This window comes from Acinetobacter sp. ANC_7655 (assembly GCF_056784015.1).
Genome location: NZ_JBWYJB010000001.1, coordinates 624,238 through 647,991 on the forward strand (window position 1 = coordinate 624,238; position 23,754 = coordinate 647,991).

Genomic DNA, 23,754 nt, shown 5'->3' on the forward strand with positions numbered 1-23,754 from the left:
AGATGGTTCAACAATATTGAATAAATAAAAGACATAATTCATCCATTTTTACACTTTTTATGTAGGTTTTTGTGAATCCATCACGACCTAATGTTATCTTAATAAACATTGCGATTAATCAAATGATGTTGAACTTTTAATCCTTATCAACACTTATACCTTTGCGTCTACCACCGATAATAATTGGATCTTCTGCTGTTATGTTATTTGAAAATTTTAATGTTAAATTACAACGTATTGGTTTAGCACTCAGTGCGTTTATGATCACAAGTTTTGTTCAAGCCAATGACTTCGCTCAACATCCTCAATATCAAAATTTTAAACTAAAAACGATGCAGACCTATGGTTTGAGTGCTGAGCAAGTTGACTGGGCCATGAATGGATCAAAAAACCTACCAAATATTATCAACATTATGAATCGCCCAGGAGAAAGCAAGCCTTGGTACGAATATAAAAAGAATTTTTTAGCAGAAAGTACAATTCAACGTGGTGTGCGTTTTAAAAATCAATATGCAGACACTTTAAATCGAGCAGAACAGCAGTTCGGTGTTCCCCAGTCCATCATTCTCGGTATTCTCGGCGTAGAGACAGGTTTTGGGGCAAATAAAGGCTCATTCATCACACGTGATGCCCTAGCCACTTTAGGGTTTGGATATGAACGACGTGCACAATACTTTCAAGACGAATTAAGCGCTTTGATTGCATGGTCTTATAAGGACGGCATTCCAGCTAATTCAGTCGTTGGCTCTTATGCTGGTGCTGTGGGCTATCCTCAATTTATGCCAAGCAATATTCCGAAATTTGGTGTGGATTATGACGGTAATGGTCATATCGATCTCAGAAACTCTGCTGTAGATGCAATTGGTTCTATTGCAAATTATCTTGCTCAACATGGTTGGCAACGAGATCAACCGATTGCTTTTGCCGCACGCTACCAAGGAAATAATGCGGATGCCATCATAGCCAAAGACTTAACACAACCTACTCCATATGGTGCATTAAAAGTTCAAGGCATTAGCCCACTCAATCCTATTGTTAAAATAGATGACTTAGACATGGTCAATGTGATTCAACTACAAGAAAATTATGGACCAGCTTATTACCTTACATATCCTAATTTTCAAGTCATTACGACCTATAACCGTAGTCGAATGTATGCAACTGCACTGTGGCTTTTAGGGACTGAAATCGCGAGTAGATAAATATAAATCTACTTGTTTTCACAAAAGTCAATAAATATTTTTGTGATTAAGTTCACTATTTGCACATTTTACATATTTTGTTACACTATTGATTAATTTTTAACCATATTTTGTGATAATTTGTCGTTTTTGTAACTAAAGTGAAAATAAAGCTAGACACTTTTGTATCAGGATGAATATCATCCACTACCGTTAAATGCAGTTGCACAAGTAAATTTACAGACCATTTAGGTTAATTATCAGCAACTTAGATAATTAACTTAGGGTTCCAAGGAGTTAAACGATGCATGCTTCGCTGAAAATGTTATCAATATTAGGTATTAGTTTGGCTTTGACTCAAACTCATGCCGAGTTGGTTCAATCCTCTTATCTAAATAATGATGTTGACCAATCAAGTCTTGCTTCACGCGTGATTAGCAAAGACTCTACAAGTTTCAATTCACACTTCTCGAATTTAAACAGTTTAGCAATTACTGAAAGTTCAGGTGATAAAATTCGTCGTGAAACAATCGCAGCGAAAATTCAAGTACCTGTTGAAGAGCCTTCAGTGATTGACAAACTTAATAATGTTGCTTCAAACACTGTTCGTCGTTTTAGCCAAACAGGTGTTGCTTCTTGGTACGGTCGTCAATTTCATGGTCGTAAAACTGCAAGTGGCGAGACGTTTGATATGAATGCACTTACTGCAGCGCATCGTAGCTTACCGCTTAATTGCTATATTCGTGTAACAAATAAATCAAATGGTAAAAGCGTCGTTGTTAAAGTAAATGATCGCGGCCCATTTCATGGTAATCGTGTTGTAGATTTATCTTACGGTGCTGCGAAATCTCTTGGTATTACCAATGCTGGTACTGCGCGTGTCAGCATCGAACGTGTGGATGGTCCAAATTCTTAGGTCCTCATGATTCAGCGAAGCATTTAACGACAAGCCACTCATTGAGTGGCTTTATTATTTTTAATTTTTTTTGATGTGACCAATATACAAAAAAGAATCTTGATTTATCATCTTATGTCATACTGTCGTTTATAGAATAAATAAAATTCAAATAATCAGTGAAGGAAATAGGATGAAGACAATTACAGAATGGTTAGATGAATATAGTGATAGCCATCAAAACCCAACCAATAAAACATTACACTGGATTTGCGTACCCACGATTCTATTCTCGATTATTGGCATACTTGCTCATTTCAGCGCATTACTGACTACCCTTTTACTGGTGTTAACACTCATCTTTTATGCAAGATTAGATCTTGTACTCTCGGTTGCAATGGCAGCATTATTATTGGTCATGTCTTGGCTTATTATTATTCTTCCATTCGGGAAAGGATTCTATATTGCTCTGTTCGTTTTAGCTTGGATAGGTCAATTTTATGGGCACAAAATTGAAGGGAAAAAGCCTTCTTTCTTTAAAGACCTCCAATTCCTTATGATTGGCTCTCTATGGTGTATGGATGCTTACCTAGATAAGATACTACCCAATTGGAAATCACGCCAAATCAGCGCTTAAATTAGCAAATACAGCATGGGTTAAATTAGAATTTAATTTAGCCCGATGTTCATGCTCTAATTAAGTAATTTATGAGATAGAAAAACAGTAAAGTAAAAACTAAATTACTGATAACTTTTTGACTTATTAGCGCAAGCAGTACACAAAATATTGCTGCCCATAAATAGTGATTACTCGACATAACCCTTAATTCTGCTGCTTCATAAAACACAATCGGTACACATATTGCAGTCAACAAACATGGCGCAGAATATTTCAACATCTTTTTCAAAATTCTAGGAAGTGGCACATTTACCCTTGGCTCCAAGAATAAATATCGATTAATAAAGATCATGATCGACAACCCCAGCAAAAGCATCCAGCTCATTTTTAATCCCCTTCTGTTGTTTGCCATTTTTCAACTATCACACTGGCAAACATTCCACATAGACCAGAAATAATTAACGCTGCATTTACTTGGTAAGCTTCTAAAATTAAAGAAAAAATTATGGTAATCACAACACCAACAAGTATTGTAAGATTTTTTATCATTGGCACTATAATTAATATAAGCAGTGCAACGACTGAGAAATCAAGATGCAAATTTGATAAATTAGGAATGAAGTGAGCAAGCACAATCCCAAATAAACTAAATATCAGCCAAAAAATATAAAAACAAAGTCCTGCTCCAAATAAATATGCGAATGATCGTTGTGATTTATTTTTTACTCCAACCGCAAATAATTCATCCGTCAGCAGAAAGCCAAATACAATACGTTTAAATAGTGGAAATTTACTAACATCATTTCGAAAATTAAGCGCGTAAATTAAATGCTGACTCGTCAGAAAAAATATCGTCAGATAGATTGTCATCAGCGAAGCCTGCCCCGAAACCAATCCTAAGCTCACTAATTGTGCAGCACCAGCAAACATAAACAATGACATTGCAAAAGCTTGTATCGCATTCAATCCAGTCTGTATCGCCAAAGAGCCAGCCAATACCCCCCATGGCATGACTGCAATTGCCAACGGCATAATACCCAGCACACCATGTATAAAATTCTTTTTTGTATCACTCATCTTTTTCATCAATACATCTTAATCTGATTCACTTATCGATTATTATCATCTGATGAGTAATGATTGATCTTGAATAATATTGCGGCGCAAATTTAAGGAAAATTAATAGTTCAAAAGATATTGTCTAGGCGTTACACCTATTGCACTTTTAAAATGTCGATTTAAATGACTCTGATCAGAAAATCCAGTGAGTTGTGCAACCTCAGTTATTCGCACCCCCTGCTTAAGCAATTGTTTAGCTTTTTGAATTCTTCTTTGAACAAGCCAACTATGTGGAGGCAATCCCGTATGTTTTTTAAATTCACGTAATAAATGCCATGGGCTTGTATCTACATATTCAGACAACTCGTGTAGAGAATAATCATGTTCAGGAAAACTACTCATAAGTTCTTTTATTAGTTCAACTTTTTTCTCATTTCTGGTGTGTTGATTGGACTCAATTTCGCCCGCCCATAGCAATAGATCAATCTGGCCAATGTCGTCAAATAGAGGCTTTCTTTAAGCAAAGTATCCTCGCCCTGCTCAAATAAATCGAATAAAAATACTAGTTGCCTCGCCAAACCCAAATCATGAATCACTGCATCCGAGAACCATGGGACTGCATTCTTGGTTGTAAAAAAATCTCGACTCAGATCTAATATCATTTCAGGTGTTGGGTAAATTGCTCGATATTTCCAACCAGTTTCCACAGCGGATGAACCAGTATGTATTTCATCAGCATTCACCAGAATAATATCGCCTTTAGGTGCGATATGAAGCTTTCCAGAGCGGTAAAAACTTTGTGCCCCCTCTTCAATGACACCAATACAATAGCCCTCATGAGCATGTTTTGAAAATTGCTTACGTTGAAATTGAGCTTTTAATAATTCCAATCCGCCCAATTCTTTGAAATGAAGATAATTAGCAGACTCTTGCATCTGTTTTCTGGATATTACGCCTATAAAATTGCATAAAAATTATCACGCCTGCATTTTAAATCTAGAATGAAATTGCTCATCTCATATATTTATTTTTATAAAATTATTGATAACTTCGACCCTGATGCTTTAACCAACCATCAATATGCCGTTTTTGAGGATCATGGTGAGTCCAATGAATTACACCACCCTTGTCGGTATATTCATATTCACCATAGAACTCGACGATATCCCCTTTTTGAATATTTTCAACACGTGGTGCCAAGTCTATATTATGAGCCACCAAAACCGTCTGGCCATGATTAAGTTTTAAAATAAATTTCTGATGTCTAGATCCTTCATTATCCTCTTTTAATATTGCAACAACTTCTCCAGAAGCCCTAACTTGCACATCACTGATCTTTTTTTGAAAAAGTGTCGCTATTTTTGCGGCATCATCATTATCCGCAGAGGATAGTTCTCGTTGGTTAGCATCACTATAGTGAGTACTTGCATCTGTAGGATTTAGTGCGTGCTCATTACTCTGTTTTAAATCCTGTTTTAAATCGACACCGAAATATGCTGCGACCAACACTGCAATTAACGCAACAATACTCATTTTTGATTTCTGAGACATATTGATCTCTAAGTTATATTTTTATTTCATCCTAAAGTTTATATCATTTAGACTCATCAAAAAAAAGAAAAAGCCCTTAAAGGGCTTTTTCTTTTTCAAAATAATTGAATCAATTATTTTGCAGCAGCTTGAGCAGCAGCAACTTCTTCAGCGAAAGAAAGTTCAGCTTTTTTCTCAATACCTTCACCCACTTCGAAACGTACGAATTGAGCAACAGTTGTACCTGTAGACTTAAGAACATCAGCAACTTTCTTGTCGTTGTCGATAACGTACATTTGACGCTCAAGAACAACTTCATTTAAGTATTTTTCAACTGAACCAGTTACCATTTTTTCAACGATATTCGCTGGTTTACCAGATTCAATTGCTTTTGCTTCAGCAATTTCTTTCTCTTTAGCGATTAACTCAGCAGAAACACCTTCAGCATTTACAGCAACTGGGTTGAACGCAGCAACGTGCATTGCGATACCTTTACCAGTAGCAGCATCACCAGCAAATGAAACTACAACACCGATTTTTAAACCGTGTTTGTAAACTGCAAGGTTTTCACCTTCAACGATTTGAGCACGACGAACTTGAATGTTTTCACCGATTTTTTGAACAAGCGCAATACGAGCTTCTTCTACAGTTGCACCATCTTCAAGTTTCAATTCAGCAATTTGAGCAGCATCAGTTACATTCGCAGCAAGCGCAGCAGCAGCAACTTTTGCAGAGAAACCAGCAAAGTTTTCGTCTTTAGCAACGAAGTCAGTTTGACAGTTTACTTCTAAAAGAATTGCTTTATTGCCTTCTTGAGCAATTGTAATCGCGCCATCAGCAGCAATGTTACCTGCTTTTTTAGCAGCTTTTGCTTGACCAGATTTACGAAGGTTGTCGATCGCTAACTCGATATCGCCACCAGCTTCTGTCAACGCTTTTTTACATTCCATCATTGCTAGACCAGTACGATCACGCAACTCTTTAACCATGCTTGCAGTAATAGCAGTCATGTTATTCTCCTAAATTCGGTCGAGATATGTATCTGTTAACAAAAACGGCCCAAATTAATCATCTGGGCCGTTTTGCTTGATTGATGCTTAAGATGCCACGATTACGTGTCGCAAAAATGACAAATCCGCATCAAATCGCATTAAGCCTCAGGAGCTTCTTTAGCAGCTTCTTCGCCTTTAGCTTGCGCATTAGCTTGAGTTTGAGCGTATTCTTTACCAGCAATAATCGCATCAGCCATCGCAGTAGCGTAAAGAGTTACAGCGCGGATCGCATCATCGTTACCAGGAATAACGAAATCAACGTTATCTGGGTTAGAGTTAGTATCAACGATACCGATTACTGGAATACCAAGGTTCTTAGCTTCTTTGATTGCAATCGCTTCGTGGTCAACGTCGATGATGAACAATGCGTCAGGTAAACCACCCATGTTCTTAACACCGCCAAGAGCACGTTCAAGTTTTTCCATTTCACGAGTACGCTCTAAAGCTTCACGTTTAGTAAGCTTAGCGAAAGTACCGTCAGTAGACTGAGTTTGAAGATCTTTAAGACGGTTGATTGATTGACGAAGAGTTTTCCAGTTCGTCAACATACCACCTAACCAACGGTGATCCACATATGGTTGACCAGCACGTTGAGCTTGTTCACGGATGATGTTAGAAGCAGCACGTTTAGTACCAACGAACAATACTTTGTTCTTTTTGCTTGCTAGGTTGTTAACAAAGTTCAATGCATCATTTAACGCAGGAACAGTGTGCTCAAGGTTGATGATGTGAATTTTGTTACGCGCACCAAAAATGTATTGACGCATTTTTGGGTTCCAGAAGCGAGTTTGGTGACCGAAGTGCGCACCAGCTTGAAGAAGGTCGCGCATGCTTACGTTGTAATCTGCCATTTTCTTTACCTTAAAAGTTTGGGTTAGGCCTCCATATGTCCGCATTCTCCACCCTTACGGGCACCCAGAGTAATGTGTCGACATATGTGCGGATTTTATTAACCAACATATCATCCGATTAAGTGAATCTATTCACGAAAAGCATTTGATAAATTGGGCGGCTATTTATACCATAGTCACACACAAATTTCCAAAAGTTTTTAAAGATCATGAACAGTACTTATGAAGCACCACGTCGTTTAATTAAATCTGCTGAAGATATCGAAAAGATGCGTGTGGCGGGACGACTAGCGGCAGAAGTTTTGGATATGATCAAACCGCATATCAAGCCTGGTGTGAGTACACTAGAATTGGATACGATTTGTCATGATTATATTGTGAATAAACAAGATGCCATTCCTGCTTGCCTAGGCTATGGTGCTGCGCCTGGCCGTCCTGCATTCCAGCATACGATTTGCACATCAGTAAACCATGTGGTTTGCCACGGTATTCCCTCTGAAAACAAAATCTTAAAGAAAGGTGACATCTTGAATATTGATGTCACAGTGATTAAAGATGGATTTCATGGTGATACCAACATGATGTACATCGTGGGTGGCGAGACTTCTATTCTTGCAGATCGCTTATGCAAAGTTGCACAAGAAGCAATGTATCGTGGTATTGCTACGGTAAAACCTGGTTCGACGATCGGTGATATTGGTCATGCGATTCAAAAATATGTTGAGTCAGAGCGTTTCAGTGTCGTTCGTGAATATTGTGGTCATGGTATTGGCACTGTTTTCCATGATGAACCTCAAGTGCTTCATTACGGTCAACCAAATTCAGGCATGGTTTTAGAAGAAGGTATGACATTTACAATTGAACCAATGGTCAATGCTGGTGTATGGCAAACTAAACTTCTTGGTGATAAATGGACAGTTGTAACGAAAGATCATAAATTATCTGCGCAATATGAACATACTGTTTTAGTCACTAAAACAGGTGTCGAGGTATTAACTGCTCGCCCTGAAGAGGATTTATCCCGATTTCAATAATTTTAGTTAATTAATAAAGTTAAAAAAGTCAGACCAATTTAAATTGATCTGACTTTTTATTTTGCTAAGTCACTCAATAAGAAATAAATTAACAAACAAACCTAACAAATGTTGGATTTTTAAAATTTAAATTCATGATTTTTAAAAATTTTTTATCACAAAAATGAGTAAAAACGCTTTTCAAACTGATTCATTTTATGTTTATATAACGCTTAAAGAATGTAAAACAACAACTAGCAACAAAATCGGACAGGGAGTCCAAAATGACGAAAAAAGCATTCTGGTGCATGGTCGTACCTATTGTTTTTGCATCTACAACTATTTATGCAGAATCATCATTTTTTAATCTGGATGAAACTGAAGGGTTTAAACGATATTCAATTTCAGTCGGACCATTACATGTTATGCCTCAAGGTAAAGCCAAGGCACCTAAAATTCGTACAGCAGTAAAAAATGGTGAAGTTGCAAAAAATGGTGATATTACACTTTCTACAGTTTTTGAGAACTTAGATCCTGATAAAGAAAAAGAAAATCAAAGTATGCAAGCGCTTTTGAAGATCGTTGATGCTTTTAGTGATACTTATCCAGCCAGTCAAAGTGGAACTTCAACTGTAAGCGGCATTGAAAGTTGGAGTATGGATGGTTCTGGAATGACTGCAGATGATGTCACAACACTTGGCATCATGATCAATTACCATTTCAACGATAAGATCTCATTCGAGAGTAAAGCTGGATTCCCCCCAAAAGTAGATATTCAAGGTAAAGGTAAGATTACAGCACCATTTACAGCCGAAGCTAATTCAACACTTTTAGGTATACCTTTACCAACAATCTATCTTAAGAATGATCTGCCAATTACAGATCTTGAAAGTCATGGAAATTCTATTGCGACAGCTCGTGCATGGACCCCAATGTGGGAATTGCAGTACCATTTTGGACAGACTGGGATCAATAAATTTAGACCCTATGTTGGGCTTGGACTTATGGTCGCATACTTCAATGAATTAGAATTGAATCCAAGTCTTGAAAAAGACCTAATTGATTCAGGTCACATGATTGCCAATATGAAAAATGGACGCGGTGGCGATGCATTAATTAAAGGTAAAAAAAGTACAGCAAATCCCAAGGTTAAACTTGAGTCCGAATTGAGTTTTGCGCCAATAGCCACGCTTGGGTTTACTTACGACTTCAATCAGAACTGGTTTGCAGTTGCATCTATTAGTTATGCACATCTAACAGGTAAAACCACAATTGAAGTCAACGATGATAAACTCGGAACATTATTTTCATCGGAAGTTGATTTAGAAGTAAATCCTATCATTGGTTATGCTGGTGTAGGCTATCGCTTCTAAAACACTTGAGGCATATTGAAGCCATACCCCAATATGCCCAACCTATCACAAATAAAGAAAAAATAAGACAATTAACACACACTTTAAAATCCAACTTATATCATATTTTTCAATAATTTAACAATTGTAAATTAGGATAATAAATTTGATTTCAAGTGAACAAACTGCTTTGCATTTAGATGATTTAATGAATATAAAATGAACTAAAAATTGGACATGGAGTCCTTCAAACAATGAAGAAGTTTTTAGTTCCTACATTATTCGCAAGTTCATTCTTATCTACTCTGAGTTATGCGGAGTCAGGATATTTCAGCCTTTCTGATGAGGGGTTTAAGCGTTTTTCAATTTCAGTGGGTGCATTACATGTAATGCCGCAAGGTAAGGCCCAACCTTTTAATGTAAAAACAGTCATAAATGACAATTATGAATCAAAAGTTGGGGATATTAATGCTTCCACGGTAATCGATAACCTTGACCCAGATCGTAAACCAAATTATTTAGTAGAAGGTATTGTTAAATTAATTTCTGCTTTTCAAGGCAATGTCTCAGGGGCTATTAGTGGAAAATCCTATATTAATGGATTAGCTGAATGGGATAATCCGAATACGGGCTTGGAGGCTGATAAAGTTACAACAGTTGGCATCATGAGTAGTTATCACTTTACAGATAATTTGTCTGTGGAAATAAAAGGTGGAATTCCACCTAAAGTGGATATCAAAGGTATTGGAAATATTAAAGCCCCCTTCTCAGCTACTGCAGCACCGTTAGGTGGAATTGCGGGGAACTTAGACCTCAAAAATAATATTCATATTACTAATCTAGAACAATCTTCAAAAGCTGCTGAAGCTAGAGCATGGACCCCTGCTTTTGAATTACAATATCGTTTTGGTGAGACCGGGATTAATAAATTCCGCCCTTACGTTGGCGTTGGATTAATGTACGCTTATTTTAATGAGCTAAAAATGGATCCAGGTATTGAAAAAGATTTAGTCGCCGCTGGGCATATGATCCAAAATATTATTAATCAAAATGCTGGTGCAGCACTCGATAAGAAAGATACCAATGGAAAAATGAAAGTTAATTTAGAAGCAACTGATGTTTTTGCACCTATAGCTACAGTTGGATTCACCTACGACTTTAATGATACATGGTATGCAGTAGCATCTATTAGTTACGCTCACTTGCAGAATGAAACGAAGATCACAGTCGTCAATGAAAATACTGGACAAGAGTTAATCAACTCAAAAGCTGATATCGAGATTAACCCGATATTAGGCTATGCTGGGGTTGGCATGCGTTTCTAACGCATAGAGTAAGAAAAGAGGCAATTGCCTCTTTTTTTTGTAATCAAACAAAAACCAAACATAATTGGCAAATTATTACTACAATGTGTCTAAAAATAAATTTGATAATAAAAATACAAAAATAATCACTCTTTATTTACAGTTTTGGACATGGAGTTCCATAATGAAAAAAAAACTAGCTTACTTAGTTGCATCTATCAGTGCGTTAAGTTTTCCAGTCTTCAGTTATGCAGATTCACCTTATTTTAGTTTGAAAGATGGAGATGGCTTTAAACGTTTTTCTGTATCAGTGGGTGCATTACATGTAATGCCTCAGGGTAAAGCTCAACCGATTAGTATTAACACTGCTGTAGCCGAGGGTGAAAACACTCGCGTAGGTGATATCTCTATGAATTCAGTTATTGATAATTTAACTGAAGAAAATACAGGTTTAGCTGATTTAGTTAAATTTCTTGACAACTCAGGACTTAATCAATTACCTAGCCAGCTAAGCGGTACTGCTGATATCTATAATTTGTCACAGTGGAAAGCTGAAGGTACTGGTTTAGAAGCTGATGATGTCACAACACTCGGTATCATGACCAACTATTTTTTCACCGATAATATTTCATTTGAAATCAAAGCTGGTATTCCACCTAAAGTCGATATCCAAGGTAAAGGTCAAATTTATGCACCTTTTAAAGCTACAGCAAAACCAGAATTAGATCTTATTGAGTCAATCCCTGGTGGTATTGAACTTGGAGAAATGTACTTAGAAAAAAATCTACCAATCACTGATTTATCAGCCCACGGTAAAGTCGCAGAAGCTCGTGCATGGACGCCAGCATTCGAATTCCAATACCATTTTGGTAAAACAGGCGTAAATAAATTTAGACCTTATGTAGGGCTTGGTTTGATGTATGCATACTTCAATGAATTGGAAATGAACTCCAACCTTGAAGCTGATCTAGTCGCTGCAGGTCATAAAATTGCGAACATCAAATTAGGTGAAGCTGGGAAAGCACTTGATGGAATTGAAAGTACTGCGAATCCTAAAGTTAAACTCGAAGCTAAAGATGCTTTCGCCCCTGTAGCTACTGCCGGTTTTACTTATGATTTCAATGATCGTTGGTTTGCAGTCGGGTCAATTTCCTATGCGCATCTTAAAGGTGAAACAACAATTACAGTAAACGATACTGAACTTGGTGAATTAATCAATGCAAAATCAGATATCGAAATTAATCCGATTCTGGGATATGCCGGTATTGGTTATCGATTCTAATTTCCATCAGTCTTCATAAAGCGGCCAAGTGCCGCTTTATTCATTCTAATAACTAAATTTTATTGATTGATAAATTTTTATTCTGTCGTCATGATGCTACTGATCTTTTAAAATTACAAAAAATGCTAAGCGGATTGACCATGTCAGAAACCAAATTTTCAAAACCCCTCATCTTTATGCTCATTGGGAGTGCTTTTATTTTGGCACTCTCCTTAGGTGTCAGACATGGGTTTGGCTTGTATTTAGTTCCAATGAGTCATGAGTTTAATTGGAATCATCAAGTTTTCAGTTTAGCAATTGCCTTTCAAAATTTATTATGGGGTGCTGTTCAACCCTTTACGGGAGCGCTAGCAGATAAATATGGGAGTAAAAAAGTCGTTGCCGTAGGCGGCGCTTTATATGCGATTGGACTTGTGATGATGGCATTTAGCTCAACAGGGCTTCTCATCAATCTTAGTCTAGGTCTAATCATTGGTTTGGCTTTATCAGCTACTTCATTTTCTGTTTTGCTCTCTGCTGTCGGACGTGCAGCGCACCCAAGTCGACGTAGTATGGCTATGGGTATTGCCAGCGCAGCAGGCTCTTTTGGGCAATTTATTATGTTGCCAACCACACTTTTACTCTTACAAAATTTTGGTTGGTCATCGGCGCTACTCATCACAGCGATTTTAATTGCATTAATTGTACCCTTGGCTTGGATGCTAAAAGCTCCAATGTATCAAGCGCCTCAAGCAGTTGATGCGATTGCTAAACCTTCTTTAAGTTTTAAACAAATACTCATTGTTGCTAAAAACCACAAACCTTTTATCTGGTTAGCATTAGGATTTTTAGTTTGTGGATTTCAGGTCGTATTTTTGGGCATTCATTTGCCGGGTTATTTAACTGACCATGGTTTCAGCACCACCACTGGTACTATGTTTTTAGCCTTGGTTGGGCTATTTAATATTGTTGGAACTTACACAGCTGGTTGGCTGGGTGATAAATATTCCAAACCTAAATTGCTCATGTGGTTATATGGACTACGTGGCATTGCCATCATTTTATTCCTCGCATTGCCACTCTCGATCTTTACGATTTATAGTTTTGCCATCATTATGGGGTTGTTATGGTTATCAACCGTTCCCCTTACCAATGGTATTGTTGCGAATATGTTTGGAGTTAAGTATCTCACCATGCTAAGTGGAATTGTATTTTTTACTCACCAAGTCGGTTCATTTTTTGGAGGATGGTTGGGTGGCTTAAATCATGATATGACAGGCAATTACAATATTATTTGGATGATGTGTATTGCGCTCAGTATCTTCGGTGTATTCATTCATTTATTTGTTAATGAGGAGAATGTCGTCAATGACTAATCGCTTCAATTTGCTCAACATCAGCATATTCATCGGAGTCATCCTTCTGCTTAGTCTATCAATTGCTTTGTGGATGAACACTCCTGATTTATTTACATATTTTAACCAAGCTTTTTGCGCACATTAATTTATATAATTTCATGGTTTTGACAGCTCAGTTTTTTAAACTCCTCAATTAAATAATCTAATAAACATCTCACGGCAGGCATCATGCCTTGTCGTGATGTATAGGCAACATGAATAACGCCACGTGGCAACTCCCATTCAGGGACTAATTCTACAAGAGTGCCTTGATTAAGCTCTTCATATACAAACACTCTAGGTAATGATGCTATTCCAACACTGTTCAACACTGCAGATTTCATGGCGGCAAAATTATCAGTTTTGAGTCTTGGAAAGAATTCTATTTCTTGAAACTGATTAACTGTGTCAACTTTAGATTGAAATCTCCAAATCGATTTCGGGACATGAAAACCTATACTCGGAAGTTGTGCAAGGTTATCCAAATGGATAGGCTCATGAATCTGTTGAATTAATTCAGGCGTTGCCACTAACACATGTTGCCAAGCATCAAGCTCTCGTACAATCAAGTCGCTATCTTCAAGTGGTAAATTTCTCACCCTCACAGCCAAATCAATCCCCTCTTCTATGAGATCAATTTTACGATTTGTTGCGACCAGATGAACTTGAACACGTGGGTAATGTTGCATGAATTTAGCAATCATATTACCCAACGGAAACTCAACCAAACCAATTGGACACGAGATTCGAATTAAACCTGAAGGCTCGCTCGACAAACTTTGCTCTACAAAATTTTCTGCCGCCTCCACCTGATCCAAAATCTTAATACAATATTCAAAAAATTCTTGACCAACTGCGGTTACGGCAAACTTTCGTGTATTTCGTTGCAATAATCTTACGTGTAAACGGTTTTCCAAATCTGAAATATGACGAGACAACTTAGATTTTGTAATACCTAAAGCTTCACTTGCCTTAGTAAAACCTTGATATTTAACGACTTGCACAAAATAGTAGTAATCATTTAAATTTTGCATAATTGTTTCATTTTTGGAATTATCTGTTGAGAGAATCGCCCTGTAATCTCATCAATATACCTCAATATCATGATTAGAACGATATATAGAGGAATACAAATGACACAAGTTCAGAAAGTCTATACCAGCGATCGAAGCACATGGGTGGGTGATGGTTTTCCAACAAACTCCATGTTACCCATGCATGAAATAGGAAATCATACCAGCCCATTCTTGGTAATGGGTTATACAGGTCAATATCGATTTTCTCCAAGTCACCACCAACGCGGTGTTGGTTTACACCCCCACCGTGGTTTTGAAACGGTGACGATTGTCTATGACGGCGAATTAGAGCATCGTGACTCAAAAGGCAATCATGGAAAAATTGGTCCAAACGAAGTGCAATGGATGACCGCAGGTAAAGGTATTCTGCATGAAGAACACCATTCGGAAGCTTTTGCAAAAACTGGCGGAGTTTTGGATATGGTTCAACTTTGGGTAAATCTACCAGAGCATGCCAAGATGACTGAGCCGAGATATCAGGAATTGACTGAGCAAAATATTCCTGAAGTTTTATCTCACGATGAGCAAACCAAGATTCGTGTTATTGCTGGTCAATATCAAATCGGCTCAACTGTTTATCAAGGACCAGCTCAAACATTTAGCAACATGAATGTTTATGACATTAGACTTAATCATGGAGCACGCCTTCCATTAAATCTTATGCCAAACTGGAATCATCTGATTTTCATCCTTGATGGAGAAGTTGAGATTGATGGTCAGATCTATACAGCCATGCAAACGCTTTATCTTGACCCAAAATCAACACAGGTCGAAATATTTGCTCATCGTACGGCGAAAATTCTTTGCTTAAGTGGTGAACCATTGAATGAACCCATTGTTGCCCACGGTCCTTTCGTCATGAATACTCAGGAAGAAATCGTGCAAGCATTTGATGATTTCAGAAATGGAAATTTTGCTTAATTTAACATCCACAAGCCTTATCATTTTCAAGATAAGGCTTACCCCTCATCACTCCTTCATTCATTTCAAATACTTGTCATAATCGCCTATTAGACTTAGTTCAAAAACATCGTACGATTAATAAATGAAATCAGATAATTTTCCTAAAGTTAGCTTATCAGCACTATTTTTTATTTTTCTTAAATTAGGATGTATTTCATTTGGCGGTCCTGCAGCGCATTTAGTGTTATTTCATCGCACTTTTGTTGATCAACTCAAATGGTTAAGCTCTCATGAATATGGACAATTGGTCGCATTAGCGCAATTGTTGCCAGGTCCGACCAGTAGTCAAGTGGGGTTATCGATAGGATATTTATCCAAAGGATATTGGGGGGGCTTTATTGCTTGGTTAGGATTTACATTACCTGCCTTCATTCTAATGACTTCATTTGCTATTTTTGGTCAATATTTTTTTTCCGATATACCTCTCGAACTCTTTCACGTCATCCATTTGATTGTAATAGCCGTCGTCATTTGGGCTTTTTTACAAATGTTCAAAAGCTTCTGTACTGAAATTTGGCAGTATGTCCTGATGCTGAGTTCTGCTTTTTTTATTTATTTTACACAGTGGAGCTATAGTCAAATTTTCTTAATTTTAGTGGCTGGATTCATTGGCTTAGCTTTTACAAAAAAAGGAAAATCTCAGCCATCACCGCACATCAAAACCACTCAGACATCTCCAAAATATCATTATCTCTGGCTCATCCTGTTTGTAGCTTTATTTATTATTTTTCCTGCGTTGCAATTTATCTATTCATCAAGCTTGCTTAGAAATATAGAAAGCTTTTATCAAACTGCTTCAATGGTTTTTGGAGGCGGTCATATCATCCTGCCACTCATGTATGAAGATTTTGTGCTTACTCAACACATCACTGCGGAACAATTTGACTTAGGCTATGCATTTGCTCAACTTATTCCAGGCCCTTTATTTAGTTTTGCAGGATACGTTGGCACATATTTAGGATTTACCGCATCGCCTTTACTTAACGCTGCGATTGCAACCAGTATAATTTTCCTGCCCTCATTTCTGCTTATTTTCGGCACGCTCCCTTATTGGTCAAAATGGGTCAAAAACAAAAAGATTGCAGCAGCCGTAGCTGCAATTAATGCAGCGGTCATCGGGTTATTACTCTGTTTAATTGCTCAAATGGCTGAAAAACATCTACTCTCAATTTATGATTTTATTTTTATCGGCATTGTCATTCTTTTACTGAGATCAAAAATCCCTGTCATCATCTCTTTATTAGCGAGCTTTGTTAGCTATGGAGCTTTATTGTATTTTGTAATTTAAAGATCAAACTTAAATGCAAAAATAAAAAAACTCGCAAGCCTGGACTTGCGAGTTTTTTTTGTCATCAAGTCGCCTTAGAACAAGCGATTCATCCCGTTTAACGTTGCTACGCGATAAGCTTCAGCCATCGTTGGGTAGTTAAACGTTGTCTCAACAAAATACTTGATGGTATTGTTCGGACTATTCATCACGGCTTGACCAATATGAATAATTTCAGAAGCATTATTACCGAAGCAATGCACACCTAAAATTTCTAAGGTTTCGCGATGGAACAAAATCTTTAACTCACCCACTGTATCACCCGTGATTTGTGCACGAGCAAGGTGACGGAAAGACGCCTGACCAACTTCATAAGGAATTTTTTCTTCAGTTAATTCCTGCTCAGTTTTACCAATTGATGAAATCTCTGGAATGGTATAAATACCAGTAGGAATATCAACTACGGGTTGGATACCTTGTTCACCACTCATAATCGCGCCAGCACAGCGACCTTGGTCATATGCAGCTGAAGCTAGAGACGGCCAACCAATTACGTCACCCGCAGCATAAATATTTTCAACCTCAGTTTGATACTGCTCGTTCACTGATAGTTGTCCGCGGCTGTTTGGTTTGATGCCAACATTTTCCAAGCCAAGACCATCTGTATTACCAGATCGACCATTACACCATAGAATTGCATCAGCTTTAATTTTCTTGCCACTTTCAAGATGCAACACCACATGATCATCAAATGTTTCTAAGTGATCAATCTGCTCATTGTGGCGAATTAATACACCTTGTTCACGTAAGTGATATGACAATGCATCAGCAATTTCGTCATCTAAATAGCTCAGTAATTTATGCTGAGTATTAATCAAATCAACTTTGTGATCTAAGCCAATAAAGATAGATGCATATTCACAGCCAATGACACCAGCGCCATAAATAATGATTTTTTGAATTGAAAAATCTAGATCTAAGATTTTGTCAGAATCAAACACACGTGGGTGATTGAAATCTAAAATTGAAGGACGATATGGACGACTACCTGTCGCAATCACCAACTGTTTAAAAATAATCGTTTCTTTCACACCTTCAGGCGTGAAAATCACAACCGTATTTTGGTCTTGGATATAAGCACGACCGTGGAAAATATCAATGCGGTTACGGTCGTAAAAACGCGAGTGTGTATCCACTTGCTGTTGGATCACTTTATGCGCATTACGAAGCACTTGCTTCATGGTGAATTGTTTCCAATCACCCACTTTTTGGAACATTGGATCACGTTGATAACGGATAATGCTAGAAACCGTTTGACGTAAAGCTTTACTTGGAATGGTTCCTACATGCGTACAGTTACCACCAAGTTGTTCACGCATATCAACTACTGCAACGCGCTTGCCTGATTTGGCAAGTTTCATTGCCGCACCTTCACCAGCAGGGCCTGAACCTAAAACGACTGCATCATATTTGACAAAGGTTCCACTCACGACCTCTTTCTTACGCGGCATTCAATGCTCCTATACAATTATCTCTTCATTTATCTAACTTATATTATGACTGAAAATGCACACATTTGCTGTATTTCAATACCATATATTGCTTGATAGCCACATTTATTTTATGAATATCGTTTTTGCCCAATTTATGCATAAATTCGCTATAATAAGAGACCTATTTTTAATATTTCCTCCCGTCACACATTAGTGGAATCGTTGAATATGTCAGAAAACCGTAAACCAGTACAGGGTGAAAAACTTCGTGGCGCTGAGAAAGTTGCACGTATTCCTGTAAAAGTGATTCCTACGGTTGAAGCACCTCGTAAACCAGACTGGATTCGCGTCAAAATGGCTGCACCAGAAGAGGTTCAACGCATTAAATCAACTTTACGTGAACAAAAATTACATACAGTGTGTGAAGAAGCTGCATGTCCAAATCTTCCTGAATGTTTTGGTGGTGGTACAGCAACTTTCATGATTATGGGTGACATTTGTACACGTCGTTGCCCATTTTGTGATGTGGCACATGGTCGTCCGAATGCATTAGACCCAGATGAACCACGCCACATGGCTGAGACAATTGCAAACTTAGGTTTGAAATACGCTGTCATAACATCTGTAGACCGTGATGATCTACTCGATGGTGGAGCGCAACACTTTGTTGATTGTATTAAAGAAGCGCGTGCTTTAAGTCCTAATACATTATTGGAAATTTTAGTACCTGATTTCCGTGGTCGTATGGATGTTGCATTACGCATCATGACGGAATGTCCTCCAGATGTGTTTAACCACAACATTGAAACCGTACCACGTTTATACAAAGCAATGCGTCCAGGTTCAGACTATCAACATTCCTTAAATCTTCTTAAAATGTTTAAAGAATACTGCCCAGATATTCCAACTAAATGTGGCTTGATGGTAGGTATTGGCGAAACTGAAGAAGAAGTTCTCGCACTTCTTGATGACCTCAAAGCACACGATGTTGACTACGTAACAATTGGTCAATATTTACAACCATCGAAAGAACATGCACCAATTGATCGCTTCGTCACACCTGAAGAGTTCGAACGCTATACAGCACATGGGCAAAAATTAGGCTTTAAAAATATTTGGGCTGCACCAATGGTACGTTCAAGTTATTTTGCTGATCGTCAATACTATGGCGAACCAGTACCAGCAGTTCGTCGTAAAGCTGATCCTGCAAAGAAAATTACTGTTCAAACAATCGAAGCATAATTCTTCTTACTTTAAAGCCCTCGTATGAGGGCTTTTTTGTTTGTGGTTTTTATAATTCTCAATTACTTATTGACACATTTCTTATCTCTCTTCAGCTTGAATTTTGAATATTTTTCAAACAATCTTATCCAATATAAGTATTAATATGCGTCCGTTTTAGAACTCAACGCTTTCGTTTCACATTTCATGATCCAATATCGCTGTAGATCTGATGTTTGTGCTTTGATTAAATTTACTGTGGGTATTGGCTCCATGACCAAATCATAAATGGAGCAGTTCATAATGTTTTTTATACTCAGTTTAATTATTCTATTTATAACACTCTGGGCTATTTTTTATTTCGAATTCTCAAGAACTTCTGGGGCTATCACACTCACAGTCGTATCTATTTTAGTTGCGTTGATCAGCCCTTGGTCGCTGATACTCGGTATTCCTTTTATCCTAATTTCATTGATTGTCAGTATTGATACGTTAAGGATGAAATTTATTACACAACCTGCCTATAAAGCTCTAGCCAATGCAATGCCAACAATGAGTAGTACCGAGCGTGAAGCATTAGATGCAGGAACCAGTTGGTGGGAAAAAGAATTATTTATGGGGGCACCAGACTGGAAGAAATTTGATCAGTATCCGTACCCCACACTGTCTGAAGAAGAACAATCATTTATCGATCATGAAGTCGAACAGCTCTGCCAGATGCTGGATGAATGGGATATTCACCATCATCGTAAAGACCTCCCTGAAGAAGTCTGGTCATTTATTAAATCCAAAGGTTTTCTGGGTTTAATTATCCCTAAAGAATACGGCGGTAAACAATTCAGCTCATTTGCGCAAAGCCGTATCATGAGTAAGATTGCCTCGCGCTCACTTACCACTGCTGTCAGTTGTATGGTGCCTAACTCTTTAGGTCCAGGAGAATTACTCTTACACTACGGTACTGAAGATCAAAAGAATCGTTATTTACCAGGTTTAGCAAAAGGTGAAGAAATTCCTTGTTTTGGTTTAACAAGCCCTGAAGCAGGTTCAGATGCAGGTGCAATTCCTGACACAGGTGTGGTTTGTTATGGTCAATTTGAAGGACAAGAAGTTCTTGGCCTAAAAATGAATTTTTCCAAACGTTGGATTACACTTGCCCCTGTTGCTACGGTGGTCGGTTTAGCTTTCAAATTATATGACCCTGAAGGTTTACTAGGTGATAAAAACAAAACTGAATACGGAATCACCTGTGCCCTATTACCAGCTGATCATGAAGGTGTGATTGTAGGAGCACGCCATAATCCAGGTTCACCATTTATGAATGGTACCGTGGATGGTAAAGATGTCTTCATTCCGCTGGATTGGATTATTGGTGGTGTAGAAAATGCAGGTAAAGGCTGGCGTATGCTGATGGAATGTCTGGCAGTTGGCCGCGGTATTTCTCTTCCAGCACTATCAACAGCTGCAGGTGAAATGTGTTATTTAAATGTCGGCGCCTTTGCTCGTGTCCGTCAACAATTCAAAATTTCAGTCGGTAAATTCGAAGGTGTTCAAGAGGTTTCAAGTGATATCGCTAGCGATACCTATATGCTTGAAGCATTCCGTTACCTAGTGACTTGTGGCCTAAACCAAGGGGGTAAACCTGCAGTCATGACTGCAATGGCAAAATACTACGCAACTGAGACCATGCGTAAGATTGTTAATCATAGTATGGACATTGTGGGCGGGCGTGCTATTCAAATGGGTCCTCGTAACTTCTTGGCGCTCATGTACCAAGCGATCCCTGTTTCGATTACTGTTGAGGGTGCCAATATTCTGAGTCGTTCACTGATGATTTTTGGTCAAGGTTCGATGCGTTGTCATCCCTATTTATTTGAAGAATTACAACTTTTACAAGCCGAAAATAAAGATGCAGCATTAAAAGATTTTAATGACATTCTTTATAAGCATTTGGGTTATACATTTAATCGAACCGCTAAATCATTTGCTTATGGTTTTATAGGCGGATCAACAGAAGGCTCAGTAAAAGCTGATGATTTCAGTCGCCCTTACTACAAAACCATTAATCGTTTGAGTGCTAATTTTGCCTTAGTCGCAGATATGTGCTTAGGCCTCCTTGCAGGTGATATCAAACGCAAAGAAATGCTGTCTGGACGATTAGCAGATATGCATTCACATTTATTTATTGCGACTGCAATTCTTAAATTTTATGAAAATGGTCAACGTACTGAAGCTGAACAACTGCATGCTAAACTCGCACTTGAGAAAGCATTATATGCATCTCAAGAAGCTTTCTATGGTCTTTTTGATAACTTCCCTGTAAAAATCGCCGCAAGCTTAGTCAAACTCATTTGTTTCCCTTTTGGTCGTCCTATTGCTCAACCATCGGATGCCTTGAAACTTAAATTAGGTGAACTAATTCTTCAGGAAAATGCTTTCCGCAATGAATTAAAAAAACATGTCTTCTATAGTACTGATCCCGATGATGTCAATGGGCGCATGGAGTCTACATTCCAAATGTTGCTTCAAATTGAGGAATTATGGAATAAGTTTAAAAAGGCTGAATCCAAAGGCCAATTTACAGGTCTGACTTTTGAAGAGCACATTGAGTCTGCTCTTAATGACAAGTTCATCACTCAGGCTGAAGCAGATCAGTTACTTACGTATAACGCTAAACGTTTTGACAGTATGTTGACCGATGTTTTCGATACTGAACTTAACCAGAGTTTAGAACTTGAGAACCCTCACGCTCAGGTGTTGTCAAAATCTACACAATACTAGTCACTCAATTGCTTCTGAAAAAACGATCCTAAAGGGTCGTTTTTTATTTTTCATTCCACTTTTTATATTTCATTCCACTATGGTGTTATAGAAAACAACATCAAAATAAGCGAAATTAAATGAAAACAAAATAATGAATCTTTATTCATTTTTTATGATAATGTGATTACAACTAATAAAATAGCTGTCATTAAATTTTGAACATATGAAATTGACACGCATTTGAATCATATAAACTACAGGACAAGGATCAACGCTATGAGTCAAGAAATCGTATTAGTTGCAGGTAGCCGTACCGCTATGGGTAGCTTTCAGGGAGGACTTTCAAGCTTAACAGCCCCGCAACTTGGTGCTGAAGTCATTAAAGCCGTACTTGACCAATCTAAGCTTGCTGCAGACCAACTAGATGAAGTGATTATGGGCTGTGTTTTACCTGCGGGATTAAAACAAGGTCCTGCTCGTCAAGCGATGCGAATTGCAGGTGTACCAGATCATGTAGGTGCAACAACGATCAATAAAATCTGTGGGTCTGGCATGAAAGCCGTGATGCAAGCTGCAGATGCCATTAAAGCTGGCTCGGCAAATATTATTGTCGCTGGCGGAATGGAATCCATGTCGAATGCACCTTATCTCATGGACAAAGCACGCGCAGGTTACCGTATGGGACATGGCAAAGTGATTGATCACATGTTCCAAGAAGGTTTGGAAGATGCTGAAACTGGCTATTCAATGGGTATTCTTGCTCAAGAAATGGCAGATAAGAAAAACTACACACGTGAACAACAAGACGATTTCGCGATTCGCTCCTTAACTCGTGCTCAGAATGCGATTCAAAATAATTATTTCAAAGATGAAATCACCCCTGTTACAGTAAGTTCACGTAAAGGCGATGTCATCGTTGCCCAAGATGAAAATCCATTTACAGCAAAAATTGATAAAATTCCTACGCTACGCCCAGCATTTGCTAAAGACGGTACAATTACTGCAGCCAATGCCAGTTCAATTAGTGATGGTGCATCAGCATTTTTAGTGACTTCTGCTGAACTCGCAACAGCAAAGGGACTTTCAACTTTAGCAACGATTAAAGCTTACGCAACGCACTCTCAACACCCATCAGAATTTACCATCGCACCTGTTGGTGCAATAGAAAAAGTATTAAACAAAGCGGGCTGGACTGTTGAAGACGTGGATTTGTGGGAAATTAATGAAGCGTTTGCGATGGTGACCATGGCAGCGATCGATGCTTTTCATTTAGATCCTGAAAAAGTGAATATCCACGGTGGAGCTTGTGCACTCGGACATCCATTGGGGTCATCAGGTTCACGAATTATTTTGACTCTCATCCATGCATTAAAACGCTTAGGTAAAACAAAAGGTGTTGCCGCACTTTGCATTGGTGGTGGAGAAGCAACTGCGATTGCGATTGAAATCCCAGCTTAATA

The 23,754-nt window shown here is 38.1% G+C and carries 20 protein-coding genes and 1 pseudogene; 13 read left to right on the plus strand and 8 right to left on the minus strand.

What is annotated here, in order from left to right; translation table 11 throughout:
• Positions 1–260: 260 nt before the first annotated feature.
• The 3 genes from mltB to AC1M9N_RS03180 all read left to right on the plus strand — a co-directional run bounded on the left by mltB (position 261) and on the right by AC1M9N_RS03180 (position 2,713).
• Entirely contained in the window at positions 261–1,202 is a 942-nt protein-coding gene (gene mltB / locus AC1M9N_RS03170; protein ID WP_416224309.1) for a lytic murein transglycosylase B, read from the plus strand.
• Between the two features lie 283 nt (positions 1,203–1,485).
• Entirely contained in the window at positions 1,486–2,097 is a 612-nt protein-coding gene (locus AC1M9N_RS03175) for a septal ring lytic transglycosylase RlpA family protein (protein ID WP_218947276.1), read from the plus strand.
• Between the two features lie 172 nt (positions 2,098–2,269).
• Positions 2,270–2,713: an Mpo1 family 2-hydroxy fatty acid dioxygenase gene (locus tag AC1M9N_RS03180; RefSeq protein WP_481954255.1), complete on the plus strand. Its 444-nt coding sequence runs from the start codon at positions 2,270–2,272 to the stop codon at positions 2,711–2,713.
• A gap of 49 nt (positions 2,714–2,762) precedes the next feature.
• On the opposite strand, the gene AC1M9N_RS03185 is transcribed toward AC1M9N_RS03180, so the two are convergent.
• From AC1M9N_RS03185 to rpsB, 6 genes and pseudogenes are all read right to left on the minus strand, one after another.
• Positions 2,763–3,080 (minus strand): AzlD domain-containing protein, encoded by a 318-nt coding sequence (locus AC1M9N_RS03185; RefSeq protein WP_092766028.1) that lies wholly within the window; start codon positions 3,078–3,080, stop codon positions 2,763–2,765.
• Between the two features lie 2 nt (positions 3,081–3,082).
• Positions 3,083–3,781 carry an AzlC family ABC transporter permease gene (locus AC1M9N_RS03190; RefSeq protein WP_481595583.1) on the minus strand — a complete coding sequence of 233 codons (699 nt, stop codon included), beginning with the start codon at positions 3,779–3,781 and terminating at the stop codon, positions 3,083–3,085.
• Positions 3,782–3,874: 93 nt separating this feature from the next.
• Positions 3,875–4,689, minus strand: a pseudogene (locus tag AC1M9N_RS03195) (AraC family transcriptional regulator).
• A gap of 103 nt (positions 4,690–4,792) precedes the next feature.
• Complete coding sequence (locus tag AC1M9N_RS03200; protein ID WP_481951724.1) at positions 4,793–5,305, minus strand: DUF3465 domain-containing protein; 513 nt, start codon at positions 5,303–5,305, stop codon at positions 4,793–4,795.
• Between the two features lie 113 nt (positions 5,306–5,418).
• The gene (tsf, locus tag AC1M9N_RS03205; protein WP_035265686.1) at positions 5,419–6,294 is read right to left on the minus strand and encodes a translation elongation factor Ts; all 876 of its coding nucleotides are present in this window, start codon (positions 6,292–6,294) and stop codon (positions 5,419–5,421) included.
• 140 nt (positions 6,295–6,434) lie between these two features.
• Positions 6,435–7,187: a 30S ribosomal protein S2 gene (gene rpsB, locus AC1M9N_RS03210; RefSeq protein ID WP_035265684.1), complete on the minus strand. Its 753-nt coding sequence runs from the start codon at positions 7,185–7,187 to the stop codon at positions 6,435–6,437.
• A gap of 209 nt (positions 7,188–7,396) precedes the next feature.
• On the opposite strand from rpsB, the gene map reads away from it, so the two are divergent.
• The 5 genes from map (at position 7,397) to AC1M9N_RS03235 (ending at position 13,493) form a co-directional block, all read left to right on the plus strand.
• Positions 7,397–8,221 (plus strand): type I methionyl aminopeptidase, encoded by an 825-nt coding sequence (map, locus tag AC1M9N_RS03215; protein WP_035265682.1) that lies wholly within the window; start codon positions 7,397–7,399, stop codon positions 8,219–8,221.
• A 263-nt stretch (positions 8,222–8,484) separates the two neighbouring features.
• Positions 8,485–9,573 carry an OmpW/AlkL family protein gene (locus AC1M9N_RS03220; RefSeq protein WP_081403241.1) on the plus strand — a complete coding sequence of 363 codons (1,089 nt, stop codon included), beginning with the start codon at positions 8,485–8,487 and terminating at the stop codon, positions 9,571–9,573.
• A gap of 233 nt (positions 9,574–9,806) precedes the next feature.
• The gene (locus AC1M9N_RS03225) at positions 9,807–10,877 is read left to right on the plus strand and encodes an OmpW/AlkL family protein (RefSeq protein WP_035265681.1); all 1,071 of its coding nucleotides are present in this window, start codon (positions 9,807–9,809) and stop codon (positions 10,875–10,877) included.
• A gap of 160 nt (positions 10,878–11,037) precedes the next feature.
• Positions 11,038–12,138, plus strand: coding sequence for an OmpW/AlkL family protein (locus AC1M9N_RS03230; RefSeq protein ID WP_481951779.1), 1,101 nt, complete (start codon positions 11,038–11,040; stop codon positions 12,136–12,138).
• Between the two features lie 140 nt (positions 12,139–12,278).
• Complete coding sequence (locus tag AC1M9N_RS03235) at positions 12,279–13,493, plus strand: MFS transporter (protein WP_481588481.1); 1,215 nt, start codon at positions 12,279–12,281, stop codon at positions 13,491–13,493.
• 128 nt (positions 13,494–13,621) lie between these two features.
• Here AC1M9N_RS03235 and AC1M9N_RS03240 read toward each other — a convergent pair whose 3' ends face one another.
• Entirely contained in the window at positions 13,622–14,548 is a 927-nt protein-coding gene (locus AC1M9N_RS03240; RefSeq protein ID WP_481588482.1) for a LysR substrate-binding domain-containing protein, read from the minus strand.
• A 99-nt stretch (positions 14,549–14,647) separates the two neighbouring features.
• Here AC1M9N_RS03240 and AC1M9N_RS03245 point away from each other — a divergent pair, with 99 nt between their 5' ends.
• Positions 14,648–15,511, plus strand: a complete 864-nt coding sequence (locus AC1M9N_RS03245) for a pirin family protein (RefSeq protein WP_481607065.1) — start codon at positions 14,648–14,650, stop codon at positions 15,509–15,511.
• 124 nt (positions 15,512–15,635) lie between these two features.
• Positions 15,636–16,841 (plus strand): chromate efflux transporter, encoded by a 1,206-nt coding sequence (chrA, locus tag AC1M9N_RS03250; RefSeq protein ID WP_481954256.1) that lies wholly within the window; start codon positions 15,636–15,638, stop codon positions 16,839–16,841.
• A 74-nt stretch (positions 16,842–16,915) separates the two neighbouring features.
• On the opposite strand, the gene sthA is transcribed toward chrA, so the two are convergent.
• Complete coding sequence (gene sthA, locus AC1M9N_RS03255) at positions 16,916–18,331, minus strand: Si-specific NAD(P)(+) transhydrogenase (protein ID WP_035265673.1); 1,416 nt, start codon at positions 18,329–18,331, stop codon at positions 16,916–16,918.
• 210 nt (positions 18,332–18,541) lie between these two features.
• Between sthA and lipA the strand changes: the two genes are divergently transcribed.
• The 3 genes from lipA (at position 18,542) to AC1M9N_RS03270 (ending at position 23,752) form a co-directional block, all read left to right on the plus strand.
• Positions 18,542–19,555 (plus strand): lipoyl synthase, encoded by a 1,014-nt coding sequence (gene lipA / locus AC1M9N_RS03260; protein WP_035265671.1) that lies wholly within the window; start codon positions 18,542–18,544, stop codon positions 19,553–19,555.
• Positions 19,556–19,837: 282 nt separating this feature from the next.
• Positions 19,838–22,312, plus strand: coding sequence for an acyl-CoA dehydrogenase (locus AC1M9N_RS03265; RefSeq protein ID WP_481954257.1), 2,475 nt, complete (start codon positions 19,838–19,840; stop codon positions 22,310–22,312).
• A gap of 258 nt (positions 22,313–22,570) precedes the next feature.
• Positions 22,571–23,752 (plus strand): thiolase family protein, encoded by a 1,182-nt coding sequence (locus AC1M9N_RS03270; protein ID WP_481588487.1) that lies wholly within the window; start codon positions 22,571–22,573, stop codon positions 23,750–23,752.
• Positions 23,753–23,754 lie beyond the last annotated feature (2 nt).